This window comes from Pseudoselenomonas ruminantium (genome assembly GCF_900104055.1).
Classification (GTDB): Bacteria; Bacillota; Negativicutes; order Selenomonadales; family Selenomonadaceae; genus Selenomonas_A; species Selenomonas_A ruminantium_C.
The window spans coordinates 14643-35621 of record NZ_FNJQ01000029.1; the positions used below are offsets into that span (position 1 = coordinate 14643).

The window sequence follows — 20979 nt, forward strand, 5'->3', positions numbered from 1 at the left end:
TATTACTCCTCAATTCTCTCCGGATCATAAACGATATTGCCAATGCCGCCATCGAGGCGATTATGGTCGGGGCCAATCTCGTAGGCGATATTGGCCTTCTGCCCCATGAACTCAAAGGGCACCTTGTCGTCCTTGCCTGCCATGATATTGTCGCAGTCCTCAATCAGCCGCTGCAGGTAGTCCACGGTCAAATCCCCGCCGCCATGGGAACAGTACACCTTGTCGTACTTCCCTGCCGTGGCTTGCTGCAGTTTCTGCAGGCTAGCTTTATAGCTCTTGAGCCCCAGCGTTTCCTGCGAGAACAGGAACGTGAACATATTTGCCCCGTCCCCGGTAATAAGGGCGCGATTCTCCCGCAGCAGTACCGCTTTCATGCCATGGGTATGGCCCTCGATATCGTAGATATCCAGATGCACGCCGCCTAAATCGATGCTGTCCCCCGCTTTTAAATCCTGGAAGCGTTCGGGATTATCCAGAGGCTGGAAATCGGCTTCGGTAAGTGTCTTGGCAAAGGCAGGATTGCCTGCCCCGATATAGCCGGCACGGTTGGCCAGGGAAGTATGTTCCCGGAACAGCTCTTTATCGGCCTTGCTCATATAGACATTGGCAAACTCTGCCGTGCCCGAAGCATGGTCCACATGGCCATGGGTAAGGATTACCACGAGCGGTTTATCCGTCAGTTTTTCCACATATTTTTTCAAGCTGCCCACACCCACGCCGGTATCGATCAGCGCGGCTTTGTCCCTGCCTTCCACCAGGTACATCATGTCCCCCGTCATATCCTTGATGCGGGTGATATTGCTGTCAATCCTGGCCGAGCGGAATGGCATAAGTACCTGCTGCTGTGCTTCCGCATTCACGGCAGGAGCAGCAGCTGCTGTGCTGATTCCCATTCCCGTCAGCGGCATTGCCCAGCAGGCTGCCGCTACGGCCATGGCTAAATATTTTTTCGTTATCATCATTTATCTGACCTCGAATTCATAGGTTCCGGAACCAATCTCGATATTTTCCTGCCAGGACAGCTCCTTGCCATTGCACAGGAGTCTATGGGCAGGCTTTGCTAACTGCACCGTAGCCGTAGTATTGGCCGGCACCACGAAGCGGAACTTATAGCCCGTCGCTGTCTTTCGCCAGCTGCTCTCAATCCTGCCGTAAACACTGTCATAATGACCGCTGGCCTCTGTCATCTGCCCGTTTGCATCCACTTCCGGACACAGGAAGAAATGCTTGAAGCCTGGATTTTCCTCATCCCGGCGAATACCCAGCGAGGTATCCAGCATCCAGGCACCCACGGCGCCAAAGGAATAATGATTGAAGGAATTCATGCTGTTATTGCCGCCGAAGCCCCGCTCTTTCGTATAGGAGTCCAACCGTTCCCAAATGGTGGTGGCCCCGTTCTTCACGGGATAGAGCCAGCTGGGATACTGGTCGTTCTGCAGGAGCCTGTAAGCGGCTGCCACATTGCCGGTATGGGAGAGCGCATGGCTGATGGCCGCCGTGCCGATAAAGCCGGTCATCAGGCTGTAGGCCGGCCGCATCTGCTTCAGGTCATCCACATTCTGGCGGGTAACAGTCTGCAGGAGACTTTCTGCCACTTTGGCTTCCTTGTCCTTGCGGATGACATTCAGCGCCAACGGCACCGCATAAGCGGTCTGGGTATCCATGCTCGCTCCTGTGGAAGTGAGTGCCTTGCCCTCTGCTGTCAGGAACTTGTCATTGAAATAAGCTTTGCGCTCCTCATAGAGCGTATGATACTTAGCCGCATCCTGTGTTCTGCCCAGTTTTTCCGCCGTTTTCCAAAGGATTTCCAGATTGCTGATGCCATAAGCCTGCCAGAGATACTGCGGCTCGTTCCTGCTGTTCTCCGGGCCGAGCCAGTCGCCCAAACCGGGCAGGCCTTTGGCTTCTTTATAGAGGCCGTCCGGCTGCTCGCAGGCAAGCATATAGTCCACATAGGCCTTCATGGCCTCATAATGCTCGGCCAGCACTGCCGTATCGCCATATTGCAAATACATCTGCCAGGGAATCTGCACGCCTACGCTGCCCCAGATAAAACCGCCGGCACCGTGCCCCATGGGCGCGGTATCGGTAAAGCGGCCATCACTGGCCTGCGTATCCCGCAGGGCCTGCATATGCTGGCGCAGGAAACTGTCACTATTGGCCAAGTACACAGCAGTATTGCCGAATACATTAAGGTCCCCCGACCAGCCCATACGCTCATTGCGCTGGGGACAGTCCGTGGGGATGGCCAAAAAATTGGCCCGGGTGGACCACTGGATATTCCGGAACAGGCGATTGACATCCTGGTTGGAAGTACGATAATCTGCCGTATCCTGCGGAACAGAGGTCAGCACCTTGCCCCGCACGGCCTTTAAGGGCAGCGCCTTATCGAGGCCTGTGATTTCCAGATAGCGGTAGCCATGGAAGGTAAAGCGGGGCGAAATCGTTTCCCTGCCGCCTTTGAGGATAAAGGTATCCCGCACCATGGCAGCCCGCAGGTTCTCCACCATCAGCATGTCCTTGTTTTCGCCATCGGGATAGGTAACTTCCGCATAACGCAAGGTCACCTGCTGGCCCTTTTGACCGGTCAGATCGATCTCCGGCACCCCGGCAAAGTTCTGTCCCATATCGTAGACGAACACGCCCGGACGGACTTCCTGTACGGATTTGGCGGTCAGCTGATGCTGTTGCGCCTCTTTGACCTCACTGCCGCTTTGGGCCACAAAGTCAATATCCGTAAACTCCTGCTCATAATCCCGGTCGGTCAGGAATTCATGCCATTTGCCCGTAGCCGTGGTGCCGGCCAGGCTGATTTCCCCGGCCGGTTTCCAGCCATTTTCAGCGGCATCATAGCCGGGTTTGTCCCATCCCTGCAAGGCCGCAGCTTTCGTACCATCCCGTACCTGACCTTGGAACAGGCTGCCCAGTTTCACAGGCCCATCGGCATAATACTGCCAGGTATCCGGCTGGGTGGTGATGATATCCTTTGTGCCATCTTCATAGATAACGACGAGTTTGGCCCGCAGGGACTGGCGGTCCCCGAAGTAATTCCAGTTCGTGCCCAGGAAGGTGCTGGCCCCGCTCCACCATCCTTCAGCCAGCTGGGCGCCAATGGCATTAGCCCTGCCGGACTGCAAGAGTTTCGTCACATCATAGGCCTGATAAAGCTGTGTCTTGTTATACTGGGTAAAGCCCGGCGCAAAGTAAGCATCGCTGACCTGCTGACCGTTAAGGGAAATATCATAGATGCCCCGCGCCGTGGCATAGAGCCGGGCCTGTTTGATTTTCTTCCCCTGCGTCTTGAACTCTGTGCGCAGCATGGGCATCGCATCATGGGAGGGACTCATCAGCTGCATTTGACCGGTCAATTCCCGCGCTGCTTCCTCCTCATAGAGAGGTGCAAAGGGCTGGCGGAAGTTTTTGACCGTCAGCTTGGACAGCTTCGCCATTTGGCCATCAGGTACGGCATAGCCGATATCGGCCAGCGCCGGGAAGGCATTGGAACCGCCGCTCATGCCGAAGGGATTGCCGTTGATGCCTTTGCTCCAGGGATCAAGCTCTGTCACCGGCAGATCCTGACCGTCCACACTGGCGGCCAGGATGCCATACATGCTGCTGATTTCGATATTGTGCTTCTGCTGATAATTATCCTTATGGACAATCCCCGCCGGGATGACAATGCAGCCGATGGGACTCGTATCGTTATCCCCTTTTACATAGCCATACCGATAGAAATTGATTTTGGCGTCGCCGCCGCTTTTCAGAGCCGAACAGTCAAATTCTGCCCGGAAATAGCTCTTGTCCTTCTCTGCTGCCGTGCCCACCATATTGAAATTCTTGTCCAGCAGCCGCTGGTCATTGGCGCCGAAAACCAGGCTGGCCCGTTCTGCTGTCTGCCCCAGCTCCATATCGCAGGCAATGCGGAACACCGTAAGGCTCTGCGACTCCAACGGCAAGGTCTTTTCCCGGTTGCCAATCCACTTGGCCCCGGACCAATCTCCTTCGCCCTCGCGGTCGGGATTCAGGCCCATGGCAAAGCGGGAACTCTTTTCCCGCAGCTGCCCCTGCTTATCCCAAACCTTGACCTCCCAGATATAATCCTGTCCGGCCGCAAGCTCCCTGCCTTGATAGGCAATATCCACGGCATGACCGTCGGCCACCTTGCCACTGTCCCAAAGGATATGCCCCTGCAGATCTTTGACGGTCAACTGGTAGAACGCCTGCTCGACATTCCTCTCCCCTTTATCGGCTGTCATCTGCCACGAAAAGCGGGGCTGCTGTCTGTCAACAGCCTGCGGATTTTCCAGATGGTCAACCGCCAATCTATCCAAAGAAAAGGCCTCCGCTGTCGTGCCGCCGGCAAAGGGTACGCCCATGGCAGCTATGGCGGCCAGTAAACCAGCCATGCCCTTAGATTTATAAAACTTAGATTTCATCGTTATTTTCCCTCACATCAGAAGAACATATTGAGCTGAGCGCGCACGTCATTGCGGCGTTCGCCCGTATCGATATCCTTGGCAAAGGTCGCATAGGCCTCGAGCAGGAGTTTTTCATCCAGCACATAGTTGATGCCCGGACGCCAGCCCTTGGCGTTGAAGAATTCCTGCGTATCGGAGAACTGCGAGAGCGTCGGCTGATAGAGATAGGAGAGCCATGCAGACCAGGACCCCCGCTTCATGATATCGGCCTTGCCATAGGTCAGGCGGCCATAGAATACCGGCTTGCTGCTGGTATAGTTCTTATTTCTGAAGCCCCGGCCTTCACGGTCGAGACGCACAAGTTCCATATCCACATGGGCATTGCTGTCTTCCACGACCGCTGTAATATTCCATTTCTTGGTAAGCTGGCGTTCATACCCCATAAAACCATAGAGCACACGGTGCTTGTCATCCTTCTGATAATGACGGGCTGAAGGAGAAATGCCATAGAGACCAAAGGAGAGCTTGCTCTTGGCATCTGGTGCCGTCTCAAACTTCAGGGCTGTATAGTCCAGCCAATCTTTCTGCCGGCCCTGATAGATTCCCATCAGCTGCCCCATATTGGCATTATTGGCAAACCAGCTGTCGCCGGGGCCGCCCGGCCAGTCAATGACGCGACCATGGAAAGCAGTGGTGGTGATCTTGCCGGGTACCCGTACCTGCACGCCCGTTACGCGGCTGTCAATGCCGAAACCATAGGTGCCGATATCATACATGCGGCCAATGGACACATCGAAATGCTTGAATTTGCCTTCGAGGATCAGCTCATTGGCCAGGTTGGTCTGCATATCAAGGTCCGCATCGGCATGCCGCGGTTCCTTGTCATTGATGGTATCCAAGCCGCGCTGGAACTCATTGCCGACCACGATGGTCCAGCGGGGATTGACTTTGTACATATGAACCAGATGCACATTGTAGTGATTGTAACGACGGTGCATGCCATCGCCCCAGTCATTGTTCTGGAAACGCATGCGGGCAAAGCCCCACAAGCTGTATTTATCATCCAGGAGCGGTTTTTTCGGTGGCGGTGCAGCTTCCTTGCTAGCCTGCTTGGCCCCCACAGGATAGGCCTCGACCTTGCCCGCATCATTGGTATTTTTCACATCCTGCGGCGTAAGTTTGCGCGGTTCAACCTGCGGACGCACCGGCGTGCCTGCATAAGCATCATCTGTACTATTCTGCAAAGCATCCATTCGTTCGAGCTGTCCCAAAAGCTTTACCTTGCGCACATCGCCAGCATAGGCTTCCGCAAGTTTGCTGAGCGCCTCCTGCTGGGCTGCGCTCAGTCCTGCCGACTCCTGCGCATCCTTGACGATAACCGCCATCTCAAAACGGCTCAGCACCCGTCCGCTCGGGATGATTTCCTTATGATGCTCGATATTTCCGCCTGCAATGAGTTCATTCACCACCCCGTAAGTCCAGTCCCCTGCCGGCACTTCCTCGAAGAAGCTCGTCTCGGCCGATGCACTGCCGGACACGCATAACATCGTTCCCAAAAGTGCCCCTAAAATTTTCCTGCTTGCTGACTTTTGCATACGTTCGTTCCCCCTGATAATCTCGGATTCTTGAAGCTAAAGATAGTTTAACAAGGGAGCGGTCATTCCACTATATAACAATCGGCCATGAATATTATCCTCTGCGGACATGACAAATAATAAACTTTCCCTTATAATGAGCATAAAGTAAGAATAACCATAAGCTAAGAGGACATAAAATGATTTATTTCAGCGATTTGATGCCGCTGACAGCGGTTGAACTGGATTACAGGGCACTGATGCAGGCTTATCCTTTCATCCACGAAAATAAGGGTGCCTTGCGCACCCTGCCGGAACTCATTGCCGCCACCGCCCCCTATCCCCGCTATGAAACGGCCTATCTCAAGCACTTTGCCCGTTTCGAGCACGAGGAAAAACTCACGGAAAACCTGTTCCGCCGTAAGCAGGCCGTGGAAGTCATGATGCATCCCCGCTTCGTGCCGGGCTTTCTGCACACCCATGATTTTTTCGAGCTCATCTATGTGCTGAGCGGCACAGTGGAACATTACACAGGCCAGGAATGCCAGCAGCTCTCCCCCGGCGATATCTGCATCGTTGCCCCCCATGTCACCCACGGCATCGGCACATGCCAAAAAGACACGCTCGCCATCAATGTGGTCTTGCGTGCCAGTACCTTTGCGGAAACTTTTTTCAATATTTTGCAGGAAGACGCCATGCTGACCGCCTTCTTCACCCGTGCCCTCTTTAACAGCGGCAATGGCAGTGGCATGCTGCACTTCCGCACAGAAAACAATGCCGAAATCCGGCAGATCATGCTGACCATGCTCTACGAATTCCGGCAAAACAAGCTCTATGCCGATAAAATGCTCAACTCCCTGATGACCTCCTGCTTCATCCTCCTTCTGCGCAGCCATGCTGACAGCGCCAAAACAGCCATAACGGCTGACCGCCGAACAAACTTAGTGCCCATCCTCCATTATCTGCAGAACAACAGCGAGAGCCTCACCCTGCACCGGCTCGCGCAGCATTTTTCCTACAGCGACCGCCAGATGACGCGCCTGCTCCTGCAGAGCACAGGCAAGAACTTCACCCAGCTCATCCAACACCTGCGGCTTACCAAAGCCCGCAACCTGCTATCCCATAGCAACCTGCCCATCCAGGAAATCATCAATCGCTGCGGCTACACCAATCCTACCTACTTCTATCGACTGTTCAACCAGCAGTTTCAGATGACACCAGCAGAATTCCGCAGCCAAGCACAGGATGCTTCAAGCGGTTGACATCCTGAGCAAACAAACTGATGAATTCGGCCCCATATTCATGATGGGAAAATCTGAAAAAACCACCCCTTTTTCCAATCAAGGAGTGGTTTTTTCACACTATCGAATGACAACTTCAGAATGATGGATGCTTTTCTTTAACACTTTTGTAAGAAAGCATCTACTTCCGCGGGCGCAGGATATGATTTTTGCGTTCCTTTTTTGGTTACGCTCAATGCCGCAAATGCACTGGCCTGACGCATAGATGCCCATACATCATGTGTTTTCACATAATGGTTAGCGAAACAGCCTATAAACGCATCACCAGCTCCGGAAGTATCTACCGTATCAACCGTAAATGCCGGTAACATTTTACTGCCATTAGCAGATACCCATAAACTGCCGCGTCCCCCTAATGTAACAATTACATCCTTCAAACCTTTTTCAATCAGCATTTCTGCAGCAGCCTTTACCTCATCATCCGTACTCGTCGGCCTGCCGGTCAGTATAGCCAGCTCAGATTCGTTTGGCATAAAAAACGTGCAATGGCATACTTTCTCAATATCCAGCTCTTTCGTCGCTGGTGCTGGATTTAACAGTACAGGGATATGATGCTGTTCACCAAATTCGATTGCATGATAAACCGTCTCCAATTTGATTTCCAGCTGTAAGATTATTAAATCGCAGGCAGATAAATCCTTTGCAGCTGCATCAATATCAGCTGGAAGCAAATAGTTATTTGCCCCTTTAATAATGAGGATACTATTACGGCCATCTTTATCCACAAAAATAGGTGCCACCCCGCTGGATACGCCAGCGACTTTCTGTACATAGGTTGTATCAATTCCCATTTTTTGGAAATTCTTAATCGTATTATCAGCGAAGGCATCATCACCGACTTTAGTCATCATAAGCACATCAGCACCACATTTAGCCGCAGCTACCGCTTGATTTGCGCCTTTACCGCCACAGCCCATTTCGAAAGATGGAGCTTCCAGCGTCTCGCCAATTTGAGGCATCCTTTCAATATAGGATGTTAAATCAACCATATTGGAGCCTATTACTGCAATTTTCATAATATCACCTGCTTGAATCTTATTCTTTCAACCCTGTAGTCACCTTAAAGTCACGAACCTCATCCGGCTTCAACATAATAAGCGTACCGGCTTTTTTCGCAGCATTAAAGCCCTCCGGACGGCAAGTCGCCGGCAGACAAAAAGCTGCAACCTGTAAATCAGGATTATACATAATCCAACGTGTAGCACAAGGAAAATCATGTGAAGAAAACTCTGTCTTAAAGCCATAACCTTTAGGTGAATCCATTTCCACCATTATTTCTTCCGCATACTGGTCGATATGGTCAGCCATAAACACGATTTCCGGATCATACATTTCTGGCTGATTCAAAACAGACAGGGACTTACCTTCTTTTTGCAGTGTTTTTATCTCTTCATTGTAAGCCAGCCATTTTTCTGTCGGATGAACATGTCCTGGAATTGATTCACGCAGCTTAAACGCGGCAGCTGGAATATTCGAATTGAAAGTGCCCCCATCGGTATATGCATAGTTCATATGACACATATACTGCAACGGCATAGGAGCTGCCGTCAAATTATGTACATGCATTTCAATGATAAAACGTCCGGAACCTTTGGACAGCGTAACTTTCGGCTCAGCAATATAATGATAGCCGAATCCCTGCAAATACTCATAATGGCTGACCAAAGCCACCGTATCTCCATTTAATTCCAGCCAAGCATTGTCCATCTCTGCACAGGAAAACTCACCATGCATAGGATGATTATCATCCGGTGCCGGACAGCCATTGGCCAGTAATCCGGAATGAAAGGCAAAGCATCCATAGGTATCCACAATGCATGCAGCGGGTTTTGGTTGAGAGAAAATATTCTTCAAGCGCAGGCTTATACCATCAAAATTGGCATCCCAAATAATTTGCCCCATATAAGGCAGCAGTTCAACATACCCCCGAGAGTTTTTAATCTTCAAGGATTGAATTCCTGACGGATACTGAAAAGCTGTTACCTGAAACTCATCATTTTCCAATAACACCTTGGCAGTTTCCGTAAAAAAACTCCTATCAAGCATAATTTTCGTACTCATAATGAATCACCCCATCAAACAATTTAGTGCTGACCTACAATATGTTCTTCCGATACACCTTCCTCCATATGCTTCGTTTCCCGAATTTTGCTAAGGAAATAATAGCCTACATAGGCAAAGCAAAGGAAGTTAACGATGAAGGAGAATTGCAAGGAACCCGTGATATCCGAAACATAACCTTGAACAGCAGGTACAACCGCACCACCGATGATGGACATAACCAAAACTGCACCAGCCGTTTCCGTATATTTCTGTTCAACAGTTTTTAAGGTTTCAGCATAAATTGTTGCCCAGCACGGCCCCATAAGAACACTAATCGCTACAGCCGCGTAAACAGCTGTAAAACTCGGCATAAAGGATACATAGAGAATCAGCAAGCATCCCACAACAGCATAGGAAGCCAAAACTTTATTCGTCGAGAATTTTGACAAAAGGAAGTTGGCGATGAATTTACCTACAAAGAAACAAGCATAACTAATTACCATAAAGTTAGCAGCCATACGTTCATTTATAGAAGCATCCATTTCCAAAGCCAGGCGAATCGTAAAAGACCAAACAGCTACCTGCATCCCCACATAAAGGAACTGACACAAAATACCTTTCTTAAAAGGCACATTGCTTGCTAAATAACCAAGCGTTTCCTTCATCGATACGCTGCTCTTCTTCTCCTCACCGGCAACCTTACAAGATGGATATTTCGTAATGGCAAACAATGCCAATACTCCCAACAAGACAAAAATCATTGTCTTATACGGTTCCAACGTATTCATCAGCATATCCAAACGATAAGCATGAGCCTGCTGAGCCGTCATCGTTGCCAGCTGGCTGGCCATGCTATCCCCTTCTTGGAAAATCAAATATTTTCCCAGCAAGATGCCCCCTGCTGCGCCAATCGGATAGAAAGTCTGGCTGATATTAAGGCGTAAAGTTGAATACTTTTCCGGCCCCAACATAGTACTATATGTGTTGGATGCAGTCTCCAAGAATCCCAACCCAATCGCAATAGCAAATATGGCAAACAAGAACATGGTATATGTTGCCATATGTGATGCTGGGAAGAACAACGAACAACCAGCTATATAGAATAACAGGCCACAGATAATTGCCGTTTTATACGTAGTTTTCCGAATAACCATTGATGCCGGAATTGATACGATGAAATATCCACCATAAAATGCACTTTGAACCAGAGCGCTTGCAAAGTCACTCAAATCAAATACACTCTTGAATTGGGTAATCAATACGTCATTTAGACTTGCCGCTGCCCCCCACAACGGAAACAGGCAAGAAAGCAGAATAAACTGGAAGATAGGTGTACGATCGAGATAACCATTTTCTAACTGAGTCCACTTTTTTCCCATGGTATGATTCCCTCCAATACGTTTATGTATTTTTACAGTTCAGACTGTAATACTTTTACTGCAGCACTCGCACCCAGACGGCAGCAACCAGCCTTTAGATATGCTTCCATCTCTTCACGCGTATGAATACCACCTGAAGCCTTCATCCCCACGCCCTCTTTAATGTGTTTACGGAACAGCTCGATGTCTTCCAGCTTAGCCCCTGCCGAACCAAATCCAGTGGAAGTCTTGATGATATCGGCGCCACTTTCATTTACACACTGACAAGCTGCGATCTTTTCCTCTTCGGTCAGAAAGCAAGTTTCTACAATTACCTTCAAAATTCTGTCCCCTGTTAAGCGTTTCAAAGCCTTGATTTCATCGGTAACGTAATCTTTTTCTCCAGCCTTCAGCATACCAACATTTATTACCATGTCAATTTCAGAAGCTCCGTCTGCCAAAGCCTGCGCCGTCTCTGCAATTTTGGCTGCGGTATTGCAATTACCGTTAGGAAAGCCTACCACTGTAGCTATCTTTATTGCATCACCATATTGTTTCTTAATACGTGACACATAGCAAGAAGGTACCATCACCGTAGCTGTATGATACTTTTGAGCCTCATCGCAGATTTTCTGAATCTCAGCCCAGGTTGCTGTTTGTTTCAGGTACGTATGATCAACACGCCCTAAAATCTCGTTTGCATTCATTCTTTATCCTCTCCTTTTGTTGACTGAAAATTTTCTTTACAGTGATTATTGTAGCACTATCCTGAAATAATGTAAAGTTGTTTTTGAAATTTATTTCAGTCCCAAATAATCGAAAGGCCGTAACATCACTTGTTACAGCCTCTTAGATAGATATTCAATTTTACGCCAGTAAAAGCTTCGCCGTATACTGGTCCGTCACCAAAGCAGTAGCAAATCCGCCACCTAATGCTGCCTTTATGGCGGAAACCTTGTGTTTTCCACCAGCTAAAAGAATACGCGTTTGTTTCTTCTTCAGGTCACTTAACGTAATCCCCACAGTCCGAGCATCAAGCTCTGGTTCACAAATTTCGCCATCTGCATCGTAAAAACGCGAACAAATATCGCCCACAGCACTGGATGCAATGCGTTGCCTTTCTTCTTCGTTTATAAAATACCCTAAATGAAATATAGTTGAACCTTCGCTGGCTGAACCGACTGTGAACACAGCTATATTAGCGTCTCGTCCTAATTGAAGGATATGCTTGATGAACTTATCTTGATAAACAATGTCTTTTACCTCCACTGTGTCAAACATAACCGGCAAAGGTAAATAACACCCCTCTGCTGAGAACGCCTGCGTAAAAGAATCCAAAATTTCCTGTGCATAGGTCTTGTTACTATTAAGGCTTATACCGCCCTTCAACTCCACCACCTTCGTGTGTTGCAGCGGTTTTACCGGCAGCCGCTTAGCCATCTCATAGAGTGTCGAGCCCCAGCCAATCCCAATAATATCTCCATCCTTTACAATATTGACGATGTACTCTGCTGCTAATTCGCCAATAGCTTTTTTTTGCTCGATTATAGTTTCCATCGAGGCTCTTGCTACTTTTACAACCTGAAGGCCATATTTTATTTGCAGCCTGTTTTCCAACACAGCCATACTTTCAACCGGATCGCTGATTTTAATGCTAACATAGCCTTGGTCCTTAGCATATCGTAACAGACGAGACACTGTTGGTCTTGATAGTTTCAGTACCTCTGCAATTTTCTGCTGGCTCATATCTGATTCATAATATAGTTTTGCAACGGCAATACTTTGTTCATCCCTAATATCTATGGCCATACACAACACTCCCCATCAATATCTGTCTTTTTCTCAATCAGTATAGCACGGAGAAAACATCATGTATACCTTTATTCTTATTGGCCAAACACCTGACACCATGTCAGCCGGCAGAGAAAGAATTTCATCTCAGTGCAAGACCTGCTGAATCATGCCCAGCACCAATCCGGCCACACCTGTCCCAGCCAAAAGCTTGATCACACCGACTTTTCTGCGCACAGCCACCAGCGAAACCGCTAGAATAAGCATCCCCAGTGGATCAACCGTACTCAGGTCTTCCGGCAGGGTTTCCACATTCCAGAGGGCCAGGACCACGAAACTGATGCCTGCAGCGGCAATCAGGGCCACCACGGCGGGACGCAGGCCGTTGAGGATGCCGCGGATGGGGCCGATATCGCCGTATTTGAAGAAGAGATTAGCCAGCACGATGCCCAGGATAAGAGAAGGCGTACAGAAGCCCACCGTGGCACAGATGGCACCGGGAATCCCGGCAATCTTCATGCCGGCAAATGTAGCGGCGTTGATGCCGATTGGCCCCGGCGTCATCTGGGAAATGGTGAAGATATCCACGAATTCCCCCAGGCTCATCCAATGGTAAGTATCCACCACGGCAGCCTGGATCAGCGGCATCGAAGCATAACCGCCACCCACGCAGAAAATGCCAACTTTGGCAAATTCCCAAAATAAAGTCAAATAAATCATGTGCTCGCCTCCTTATTTGCCATACTCTGCACCGCGCAGGAACATCAAGCCCAGCAGGCCGTCAATCACGACCAGCAGCATGATGTTGATATCAAAAAAGAAATTGGCCACAAAAGTGCCTGCGATGATGGCCAGAGGCCATAGCAATTTTTTCTGCCACTGCTTCTTGAGCAGGTCAATGGCTACATTGACAATCAACGCCGTTGCTCCGCACTGCATGCCCTTCAAGGCATAGCGCACATAGGGATTGGCCGCAAACCAATCATAGGCGCAGGATATGATGGACAGGGTGATCAGTGGCGGCAGGATGGTCGCCGATAGCGCCGTCAACGCGCCTGCTATGCCTGCCATGCGATACCCCAGGATGATGGATGCATTGACCGCCACCACGCCGGGCATGGACTGGGCAATGGATACAAGGTTCAATGTATCCTTATCATTGAGCCAGCCATATTCATCCACATACTTGGCCCGCAGCAGCGGAATGATCACAAAACCGCCGCCTACCGTAAAAGCGCTGATGAGAAAAGTCGATTGGAAGAGTTTCCAATAAAAATTGGGGCAGGCTGCTTCCACAGATTTCATTTCCTCGTTGGACATTTATTTTCCCTCCTGATTCGTATCTGCATCTGCAGCAAGGTCCAAGCCGCAAAGGGCCGTCAAAAATTCCTTGCCAATCCTGGAAAGGTTCGTATTGCGCCGCCAAACAGCCGCAATATGGGTTTCCAGTGCCGGCTCATCTATGATCTTGATATGAAGATGCTCATGGGCAGCCAGTTCCACTGCCGAGAGCGGTGCAATGCCAATCCCCAGACCGGCATTGGCCCAAAGGACGGTGGTACGGGCATCATCATTGCGGCAGTATATCTCGGGCTTTATCTGCTTTTGGTCAAAAACCTCCTGCAGCAATTGCTGGAAGCGCCGATAAATAATCAGCGGACGCTCATCCAGTTCCGCTACGGTAATCCGCTCCTGCTCGGGACACCAGTCTAAATCAGCCGTCATCACCGCGGCCATAGGCTCCGTATTCAGGAACTGACAGTTGAAGGGGCTAGTGTTGAAGGGCGTACGCACGATGCCGATTTCAATGATGCCCTTCTCGAGTTCCTCAATCAGCTGATAGGTATTGGCATCGTGGATTTCAAAATGGACACCCTGGTACTCCCGATGGAATCTCTGCATTCCCGGGCTGAGCAGGATGCTGCCGGACGAGGATATCGTCCCGATGGAAAGCGTCCCCTGCAGGCTCTGACTGAGTTCGTCGATCTCCCGGATGGTATTATCGGCCATATCCAAAAGCTGCTGTGCCCGCCGCGCCAGCAAGCGCCCCGCCTCTGTCAACTCAATATACTGAGAACCGCGGTTGAACAACTGGGTTCCCAGTTCCTTTTCCAGCAGCTTCATCTGATAGGATAACGGCGGCTGTGTCATATTCAGCTTCTTGGCGGCGGCAGTAATCTGCTGTTCCGTAACAATGGTCATGAAATAATGCAACTGCTTCAGATCCAAAGTATTGCCTCCTTCATATATTTTTTATATATCATTCACTGTTAAATATCTTTTTTGTATTTAGTTCTGCTATATCATACCGCTATTGTCTGCAATTTGCAAGTCTCTGTGCATAAAAAAATCCCTTCAAGCCTGCCCCTGAAAAAGGGCTTACTTAAAGGGATTTCCATACTGCTATCTCTGCCTAGCACAGCAAAAAACAATGCCCACATCCATCCTGGCCCGCTCGGCAGTTTCCAACTCAAAGGATGATTTTGACCAAATCATTTCGCCAAAGCAGGATTCCCAGAAGGATCAACACGACACCGGAAACTTTCTGCAAATTCGGCAGGAAGCGATAAACTCCAGGCAGCTTGGTCAAATAGCTGCGCCATACTGCGGTAAAGAGAAAAAAGGGAACTGCAAAGCCCAGCGAATACGCCAAGAGCAGGATGACACCTGTCCCCAACGTATCAGCCTGACTAGCATAGACCAATATTGCTGCCAGGATTGGCCCGGTACAAGGCGTCCAGCCCAGGGAAAAGGCTGCCCCCAACAGGAACGTTCCCCCCGCAGACTGCGCACCATGCTGCAAAAAGGGGCGATACTCCCGGGCAAGGATGCGCAACGGTAAAAGGCCGGTCAAAAAAACTCCCATTATCACCATCAGGACGGCTCCCAGCCGCCGCAGCACTCCCTGATAAGCCCACAATAGCTGCCCCAAAGCAGATGCCGTGGCCCCCAGCAGGATAAATACCAGACTGAAGCCAGCCAAAAAGGCCAGGACATTTCGCCAGCCTTTGGCGTTGTCCTGCACCAATATCAAGGCAAAGGTTGGCAGCATGGGCAGAACGCAGGGCGAAGCAAAGGACACCACACCTGCCAGAACGGCAGCAGCCACAGATACTTCACTCATCAGCGATCCCCCGCAAGTTTTGCCAATTCTGCCTCCAGCTCAGCCTTGGTTACAGCACCTGTCTTCCGATACTGGATAATACCGGACTTGTCAATCATGATGGTCGTGGGAATCCCCTGCACATGATAGGCATCGGCATTGTCCCCATCCTTATCCAGCAGCACGGGCATTGTATAGTTATGCTTCCGCATAAAGTCAGATACCTCATTGGCCGACTCCTGGATGTTCACCGCATAAAATGAAACTTTATCCTTGTTTTCCTGCGCAAATTCATTTAGTTCCGGCATTTCCCCTTGACAGGGCGGGCACCAGGTCGCCCAGAAGTTCAGCACATAAATCCGCTGGTCCTGCGCAGCATTGATATGCACCGCATTTCCCTGCAAATCCTGCAGTTGGAGCTCCGCAGCCCGTTTCCCCGGCAGCACGCCTACCTCTGCGCTTTCCTCCGACTCTGCAAAAGCCTGATAGCCGATAATACCGGTTATCGCCAATAAGATAATTGCCAGCCAGGCAAGCATGTTTTTGCGCATGCGAACCCCTCCTTCTTGTTAGTTGCCTCTAGCATAATTTTTTCGTTCTTTTCTATTTTTCTCTACTGCCTGTCGCAGCCAAAAACAATGCCTGCATCCTTTCTGGCCTGCTCAGCAGTTTCCAAAACGGTTTGGGACACCTTGAGGCCGGCTTCCATAGCGGCGTAGTCCTGCGCCGCATACAGGGCGGCGAATTCTTTGAACTCATGCACCATGCGGTGGGCATAGCGGTTCAGCTCATAGCGGGTGACGGCCCGGCTGCCGTGGATGGATACTTCAAAGGCTGCCAGCGCATTGGGGGCGCCCAAGACCTTCAGCCAGCCCTTTTCTCCCTGTATGGTGATGAAACAGGGACTTTCAGAGTCCTTTGCCCCCAAGGCTGTTGCCGTGAAGTCCTTGTACTTCAGCAGCAGCGTGCCAGAAGTGTCAATGCCGTTGAAACCGATATTCGGCGTATAGCTTACATCATTCGGTGCACCGAAAAGTCCGATGATAAAGTTCAGGTTATAGATATTAATATCGTAGAGGGCACCGCCGGAAAGCTCCGGATCAAAGGCGGGCAGCACTTCCCCTTTCAGATACCGGTCATAGCGGCTGGAATACTGGGAGTAATTGGCCATGACCGCCGTGATTTTGCCCAACTCGGCCAGTTTTTCCTTGATGGCATGGAAATTGGGCAAATGCAAGAGCGTCACTGCTTCAAAGATATAAAGATGTTTGGCAAGGGCCAATTCCACCAATTCCCGCACCTCTGCTGCCGTGGAAGCGAAGGGCTTTTCCATGATGACATGCTTGCCCGCCAGAAGCGCTTTTTTCGCATATTCGTAATGTACGCTGTTGGTCAGACCTATATAGACAAATTCCACGTCCTGACTTGCCAGCAGTTCGTCATAATCTGTATAAACCTTGGGTATATCATACTGCACAGCCAGTTTGTCCGCCACACCCTTGCTTTTCTCACGGGCAAAAATTGCCGTGACTTCAATCTCCGGCACTTCCCGCAGGGCCGGCAGTGCGCCTTCCTTGACAATAAAACCAGTTCCTAAGATTGCTAGTTTCATATATAGTTCCTCCCCATAATAATCCGCTGTTTCTATCTGCTTACAGTATACCATCCGTTTTTAACCGGCTCAATATTTCCATATGCAAGGCGGCCATTATCCCACGGTGCACCTTTTTCCAGACAATCCTATCCTTGACGCATCTTATGCTGACAGATAAGCTGCGTCAATGTGCCCATCGGACAGTAGACGCACCAGGAGCGAGGCCGGAAGAGCAGCATCGTCCCCAAGGCAATAACCTCGGAGGTCAGCATCAGGCTGTAAAGTCCAAAGGCAAACTGCGCTGCCCAGGGAGAAACCGCACCGCTATAAGCCCACTCCCAAGGAAAATGGAAGGTCCAGAGCAGGCTTACCATCTGCTGCAGGGACTCTATCCCGCTGTAAACCAGCCAGGTCGTATAGACCACGCTCCCGAACATAGCGAAGAAAAACACCATGAAGCCATAGCGGAAGGCCTTGCTTTTCATCCAGCCCGGCATATCCCGCCGGCGGGACAGGCCGAGCTGGCCGAGAGCCCGCAAGGTCTGCCCCCGGTCACAATAACGGTTGCAAAAGAGCTTGTTGCCATAGCCGATGGCCATGATTAGCGGCAGGGCAAAACTAATAAGCCCCAGCCAGGCAAAGAGGATATTGAAGAAACCCATGCCAAAATAGAACAATGACCACAGCCACAAATAGTGATACCAATGTTTCTTCATCTTCTCGCCTCCACCCGAATAATGGAAGCAGGACACTCCCTGGCACACTTGCCGCAGCCGACACAGATTTCCTCATGGATTTGAGCATAACTGCCTCTGTAGATGGAAATGGCCTCCCTCGGACACACATCCACACATGTTCCGCAAGCCACACACTCAGCTGCGGGAATCACCGCATGGCGGGGTGATAACTTCTTCATCATACGCATCCTCCGTTTTCATCCGTATCTTAAACTGCTGTTATAATACAGATCACTTTCTTTCGTCGATTATACCAATTTTTCGCTTTCGACGTATGTGAGTGGATTACAAAATGCACAGGCGAAAACGTGAAAATAGCCTCGATTCATAGTATAATCCTATCTATCCATCAAAAAGCCGTATTTCACATACTGCCGCGAGTATGTCATAATGTATGTAAATAAAAGCATCGCCTGTTCATATCTTTCAATTATGTGCAAGCAGCAAAGGAGCGGATTATCATGATGAATAAGTTCTTTGATTTCGTTGAAGATTACACTCGTGTAATCATGGCGGAAAATGCCGACAATCTCGATATGTTTGAGATTCGTCCCGGGATCTATTCCAATGTTGACCCGTCAAAACTCATGGACTGCCATGTGGCAGACTTTGACCTTAACCGTTAAGATATTACCCCCACCCTAAAAGCGGCCGCTTGCGGAAAGCAAGTGGCCGCTTTTGATTTTTACACCTCCATAAGCAGCAGCTTGGCTAACTGCACAGGCTTCCTTTATTTCATGCGCTCCCACCAGGCGTCAAACAGCTTTGGCTGTTCGCTGCCGATATAGGCCAGTTCTCCGATTTCAGGCGTCAACAGTTTATAGCCCCTGTTCTGGCTGGCCCGTGTCAGCTCCCTGTAGGGTTCCTGCCAAGCATGGCGGGAGAGGGCGAATTTGCCGCCATGGGCAGGCAGGAGCAGCTTGGCCCCCACATCTACCGCCGCCTGGGCCGTTTCCTCGGGCAGCATATGGATAGCGTGCCAGGCCATATTGTACTGGCCATTTTCCCCGAGCATCAGGTCAAAGCCGCCAAACTTTTGCCCAATGGCCTTGAAATGCTCCCCATAACCGCCATCACCGGTGTAGTATACCTTGCGCTTCGGCGTCACAAAGGCCATGCCGCACCACAGCGTCGGATTGCGCCTCAGAAACCGCCCCGAAAAATGCTGGGAGGGCAGGATATGGACGGAAAAATCATCCGCCAATCTGATCTCCGTATCCCAATCTTCCTCATGGATAATGGAGAGGTCAAAGCCCCATTGCTCGAAATATTCCCCCACGCCCAGCGGACAGACAATATTCTTGATTTTTGGCTTCAGCGCCATCACCGTGGGATAATCCAAGTGATCCCAATGATCATGGGAGATGGCCAGCACATCAATCTCCGGCATATCCGCCGCTGTATAGATATTGCTGCCCGGAAAAGCCTTGTTGATGAAAAACACTGGCGAAGCGTAAGAACTGAACACTGGATCGATCAGGATGCGCCGTCCGCCCAGTTGCAGGAAAAAACTGGAATGTCCCATCCAGACCACCGCATCCTGGGAAACGTCCAATGTCTTCAAATCCGTTTTATCCGAGAGCATTGCCTCTTTGGGTGAGAGCTGGGACTTATCGCCGAACAGGAATTTCGCCGTGGCGACAAAGCGGTTTTCGCCGCTTTTCTCGTTCATGACCTGTACCGGCACCAGATTCTGGAACTGGCCATTCATATAGTGAGGCGATGCCTCCATACGGGCCAGCCGCGCTCCCTGGGGCGGCCTGCCAAATTCCGGGCGGTTCACAAACAACGCCCCACCTCCAGCCATCATGCCCAATGCGCCCAAACCTCCCAAGATAAAAGTCCTTCGCTTCATATAGATAACCTTTCTGCTAAATGACTAGCTTATCCCCCGCAATTCCTTTTTCACTCTGCCACAAGTGCGACCGTTACTTCGTCATGGCTTAATAAAGCTGTCATTTCCTGTTGTGACAGTTCAATATGCCCCAGTCGCGTGTAAGACCAGGAATTGGAGCCATAAAAAATGACCAGCTTGTTCCCCGCATAGAGGACGATATCACCATATTGCGTGGTCATCTGCTCATCTGCACTGTCAATACTATGACCAATAGAACCCACCTGCTCAAAGCCGCCATAAGGTGACATTTTGATGGTCAACGGCAAAAGTTTCTGCAACGCCGCCGTAGAAGCATTCTGTTCCCAGGTAACGGGAACAACTTTATCATCAATGATGAGTTTCATCACCTGCTCCTTCTTAGGTTCTGCCACGGATTTATTTTCCTGTGGGACGGCCTCCTGCACCTTACTGCCAGTATCCGCAGCAGTCTCCTGCGCACCTGTACAGCCGGATAGCAGCAGCATCACCGACAGCATGACCACACTTATGATTTTCCGATTTGGCATTGCCCTCTCTCCTTATGCAAATACAGCTGCAAGACATTATTTTGCAGACTTCAAATATTCTTGCCAGCCTGTCGGGCTTTTTCCAATGCGGCATTGCCAGCAATATCACCTGTGTCCGTCACACCGCCACAAAAAAGCGTCTCCTTCAATTCGGCCTTGTCAAAGCAGTCTACCCAGCCCTGCACGCCGACGCGGGTTCCGGCTACGGTATCTGCTTCATCCTCTGCCGCCGTAGCCAGCAGATAAACTTCACGGAAACGATAATCCGAGGGGAACAACGGATTTGCCCGGTCCAGCAGCGTCTTTAACTGGCCGCACATACTGTAGTAATAGACCGGCGTAGCAAAGGCCACCACATCTGCCTGACCGATTTTGGTCGTGATTTCATTGGCATCGTCCTTGATCACACACTGCATGGTCTTTTGGCAGGCCAGACAGCCTTTGCAGAAATTTATAGTCTTATCCCACAGGGTAATCTGCTCCACCTCGTGTCCTGCCTCCCTGGCACCTTCAGCAAAAGCCTTGGCCAATGCCTCAGAATTGCTGTTCTTTCTCAGGCTCGTGGAAATAATTACTACTTTCTTGCTCATATTCTCTCCTCCATACACATTATCCTCTTTTACTCTATCACTTGGAGTCTACTCCAGGTCAAGCCAT

21 protein-coding genes are annotated in these 20979 nt (G+C 50.2%); 2 read left to right on the forward strand and 19 right to left on the reverse strand.

Going from position 1 to position 20979, the window contains the following annotated elements; translation table 11 throughout:
• Positions 1–2: 2 nt before the first annotated feature.
• Genes BLQ59_RS11820 through BLQ59_RS11830 form a run of 3 tightly spaced genes read right to left on the reverse strand, consistent with a single transcriptional unit; the run spans position 3 to position 6013 of the window.
• On the reverse strand, positions 3–962 hold the full coding sequence (locus BLQ59_RS11820) for an MBL fold metallo-hydrolase (protein ID WP_081342557.1): 960 nt from the start codon (positions 960–962) through the stop codon (positions 3–5).
• Positions 963–4406 carry an alpha-L-rhamnosidase gene (locus BLQ59_RS11825; RefSeq protein ID WP_256324671.1) on the reverse strand — a complete coding sequence of 1148 codons (3444 nt, stop codon included), beginning with the start codon at positions 4404–4406 and terminating at the stop codon, positions 963–965.
• Positions 4407–4453: 47 nt separating this feature from the next.
• A complete protein-coding gene (locus BLQ59_RS11830) occupies positions 4454–6013 on the reverse strand; it encodes a hypothetical protein (RefSeq protein WP_074573079.1) in 1560 nt (519 codons plus the stop codon).
• A 179-nt stretch (positions 6014–6192) separates the two neighbouring features.
• Between BLQ59_RS11830 and BLQ59_RS11835 the strand changes: the two genes are divergently transcribed.
• Entirely contained in the window at positions 6193–7254 is a 1062-nt protein-coding gene (locus BLQ59_RS11835) for an AraC family transcriptional regulator (protein ID WP_074573080.1), read from the forward strand.
• 137 nt (positions 7255–7391) lie between these two features.
• Here the strand turns inward: BLQ59_RS11835 and rbsK are convergent, their stop codons facing one another.
• The 13 genes from rbsK to BLQ59_RS11900 all read right to left on the reverse strand — a co-directional run bounded on the left by rbsK (position 7392) and on the right by BLQ59_RS11900 (position 18101).
• Complete coding sequence (gene rbsK / locus BLQ59_RS11840) at positions 7392–8309, reverse strand: ribokinase (RefSeq protein WP_074573081.1); 918 nt, start codon at positions 8307–8309, stop codon at positions 7392–7394.
• 19 nt (positions 8310–8328) lie between these two features.
• The gene (locus tag BLQ59_RS11845; RefSeq protein WP_074573082.1) at positions 8329–9354 is read right to left on the reverse strand and encodes an aldose 1-epimerase family protein; all 1026 of its coding nucleotides are present in this window, start codon (positions 9352–9354) and stop codon (positions 8329–8331) included.
• Between the two features lie 23 nt (positions 9355–9377).
• Positions 9378–10715: an L-fucose:H+ symporter permease gene (gene fucP, locus BLQ59_RS11850; RefSeq protein ID WP_074573083.1), complete on the reverse strand. Its 1338-nt coding sequence runs from the start codon at positions 10713–10715 to the stop codon at positions 9378–9380.
• Positions 10716–10747: 32 nt separating this feature from the next.
• Positions 10748–11401 carry a deoxyribose-phosphate aldolase gene (gene deoC, locus BLQ59_RS11855; RefSeq protein ID WP_074573084.1) on the reverse strand — a complete coding sequence of 218 codons (654 nt, stop codon included), beginning with the start codon at positions 11399–11401 and terminating at the stop codon, positions 10748–10750.
• A 160-nt stretch (positions 11402–11561) separates the two neighbouring features.
• The gene (locus BLQ59_RS11860; protein WP_176756801.1) at positions 11562–12503 is read right to left on the reverse strand and encodes a sugar-binding transcriptional regulator; all 942 of its coding nucleotides are present in this window, start codon (positions 12501–12503) and stop codon (positions 11562–11564) included.
• A gap of 129 nt (positions 12504–12632) precedes the next feature.
• Positions 12633–13205 (reverse strand): chromate transporter, encoded by a 573-nt coding sequence (locus BLQ59_RS11865; protein ID WP_074573085.1) that lies wholly within the window; start codon positions 13203–13205, stop codon positions 12633–12635.
• 12 nt (positions 13206–13217) lie between these two features.
• Positions 13218–13805, reverse strand: coding sequence for a chromate transporter (locus BLQ59_RS11870; protein ID WP_074573086.1), 588 nt, complete (start codon positions 13803–13805; stop codon positions 13218–13220).
• A complete protein-coding gene (locus BLQ59_RS11875; protein ID WP_074573087.1) occupies positions 13806–14714 on the reverse strand; it encodes a LysR family transcriptional regulator in 909 nt (302 codons plus the stop codon). It lies immediately after the preceding gene.
• A gap of 241 nt (positions 14715–14955) precedes the next feature.
• Positions 14956–15609: a cytochrome c biogenesis CcdA family protein gene (locus BLQ59_RS11880; RefSeq protein WP_074573088.1), complete on the reverse strand. Its 654-nt coding sequence runs from the start codon at positions 15607–15609 to the stop codon at positions 14956–14958.
• Complete coding sequence (locus tag BLQ59_RS11885; RefSeq protein ID WP_074573089.1) at positions 15609–16139, reverse strand: TlpA family protein disulfide reductase; 531 nt, start codon at positions 16137–16139, stop codon at positions 15609–15611. Before BLQ59_RS11885 ends, BLQ59_RS11880 begins: the two co-directional genes overlap by 1 nt.
• A gap of 62 nt (positions 16140–16201) precedes the next feature.
• Positions 16202–17200 carry a Gfo/Idh/MocA family protein gene (locus BLQ59_RS11890; protein ID WP_074573090.1) on the reverse strand — a complete coding sequence of 333 codons (999 nt, stop codon included), beginning with the start codon at positions 17198–17200 and terminating at the stop codon, positions 16202–16204.
• Between the two features lie 128 nt (positions 17201–17328).
• Positions 17329–17898, reverse strand: coding sequence for a hypothetical protein (locus BLQ59_RS11895; RefSeq protein WP_074573091.1), 570 nt, complete (start codon positions 17896–17898; stop codon positions 17329–17331).
• Positions 17895–18101 (reverse strand): 4Fe-4S binding protein, encoded by a 207-nt coding sequence (locus BLQ59_RS11900; protein WP_256324672.1) that lies wholly within the window; start codon positions 18099–18101, stop codon positions 17895–17897. Before BLQ59_RS11900 ends, BLQ59_RS11895 begins: the two co-directional genes overlap by 4 nt.
• A gap of 279 nt (positions 18102–18380) precedes the next feature.
• Between BLQ59_RS11900 and BLQ59_RS16065 the strand changes: the two genes are divergently transcribed.
• On the forward strand, positions 18381–18545 hold the full coding sequence (locus BLQ59_RS16065; RefSeq protein WP_176756802.1) for a hypothetical protein: 165 nt from the start codon (positions 18381–18383) through the stop codon (positions 18543–18545).
• 104 nt (positions 18546–18649) lie between these two features.
• Here BLQ59_RS16065 and BLQ59_RS11905 read toward each other — a convergent pair whose 3' ends face one another.
• From BLQ59_RS11905 to BLQ59_RS11915, 3 genes are read right to left on the reverse strand one after another with little or no spacing between them, the layout of a single operon-like run.
• A complete protein-coding gene (locus BLQ59_RS11905; RefSeq protein WP_074573092.1) occupies positions 18650–19774 on the reverse strand; it encodes an MBL fold metallo-hydrolase in 1125 nt (374 codons plus the stop codon).
• 50 nt (positions 19775–19824) lie between these two features.
• Positions 19825–20322, reverse strand: coding sequence for a cyclophilin-like fold protein (locus tag BLQ59_RS11910; RefSeq protein WP_143005354.1), 498 nt, complete (start codon positions 20320–20322; stop codon positions 19825–19827).
• Between the two features lie 50 nt (positions 20323–20372).
• Complete coding sequence (locus tag BLQ59_RS11915; RefSeq protein ID WP_074573093.1) at positions 20373–20912, reverse strand: flavodoxin family protein; 540 nt, start codon at positions 20910–20912, stop codon at positions 20373–20375.
• Positions 20913–20979: the final 67 nt, after the last annotated feature.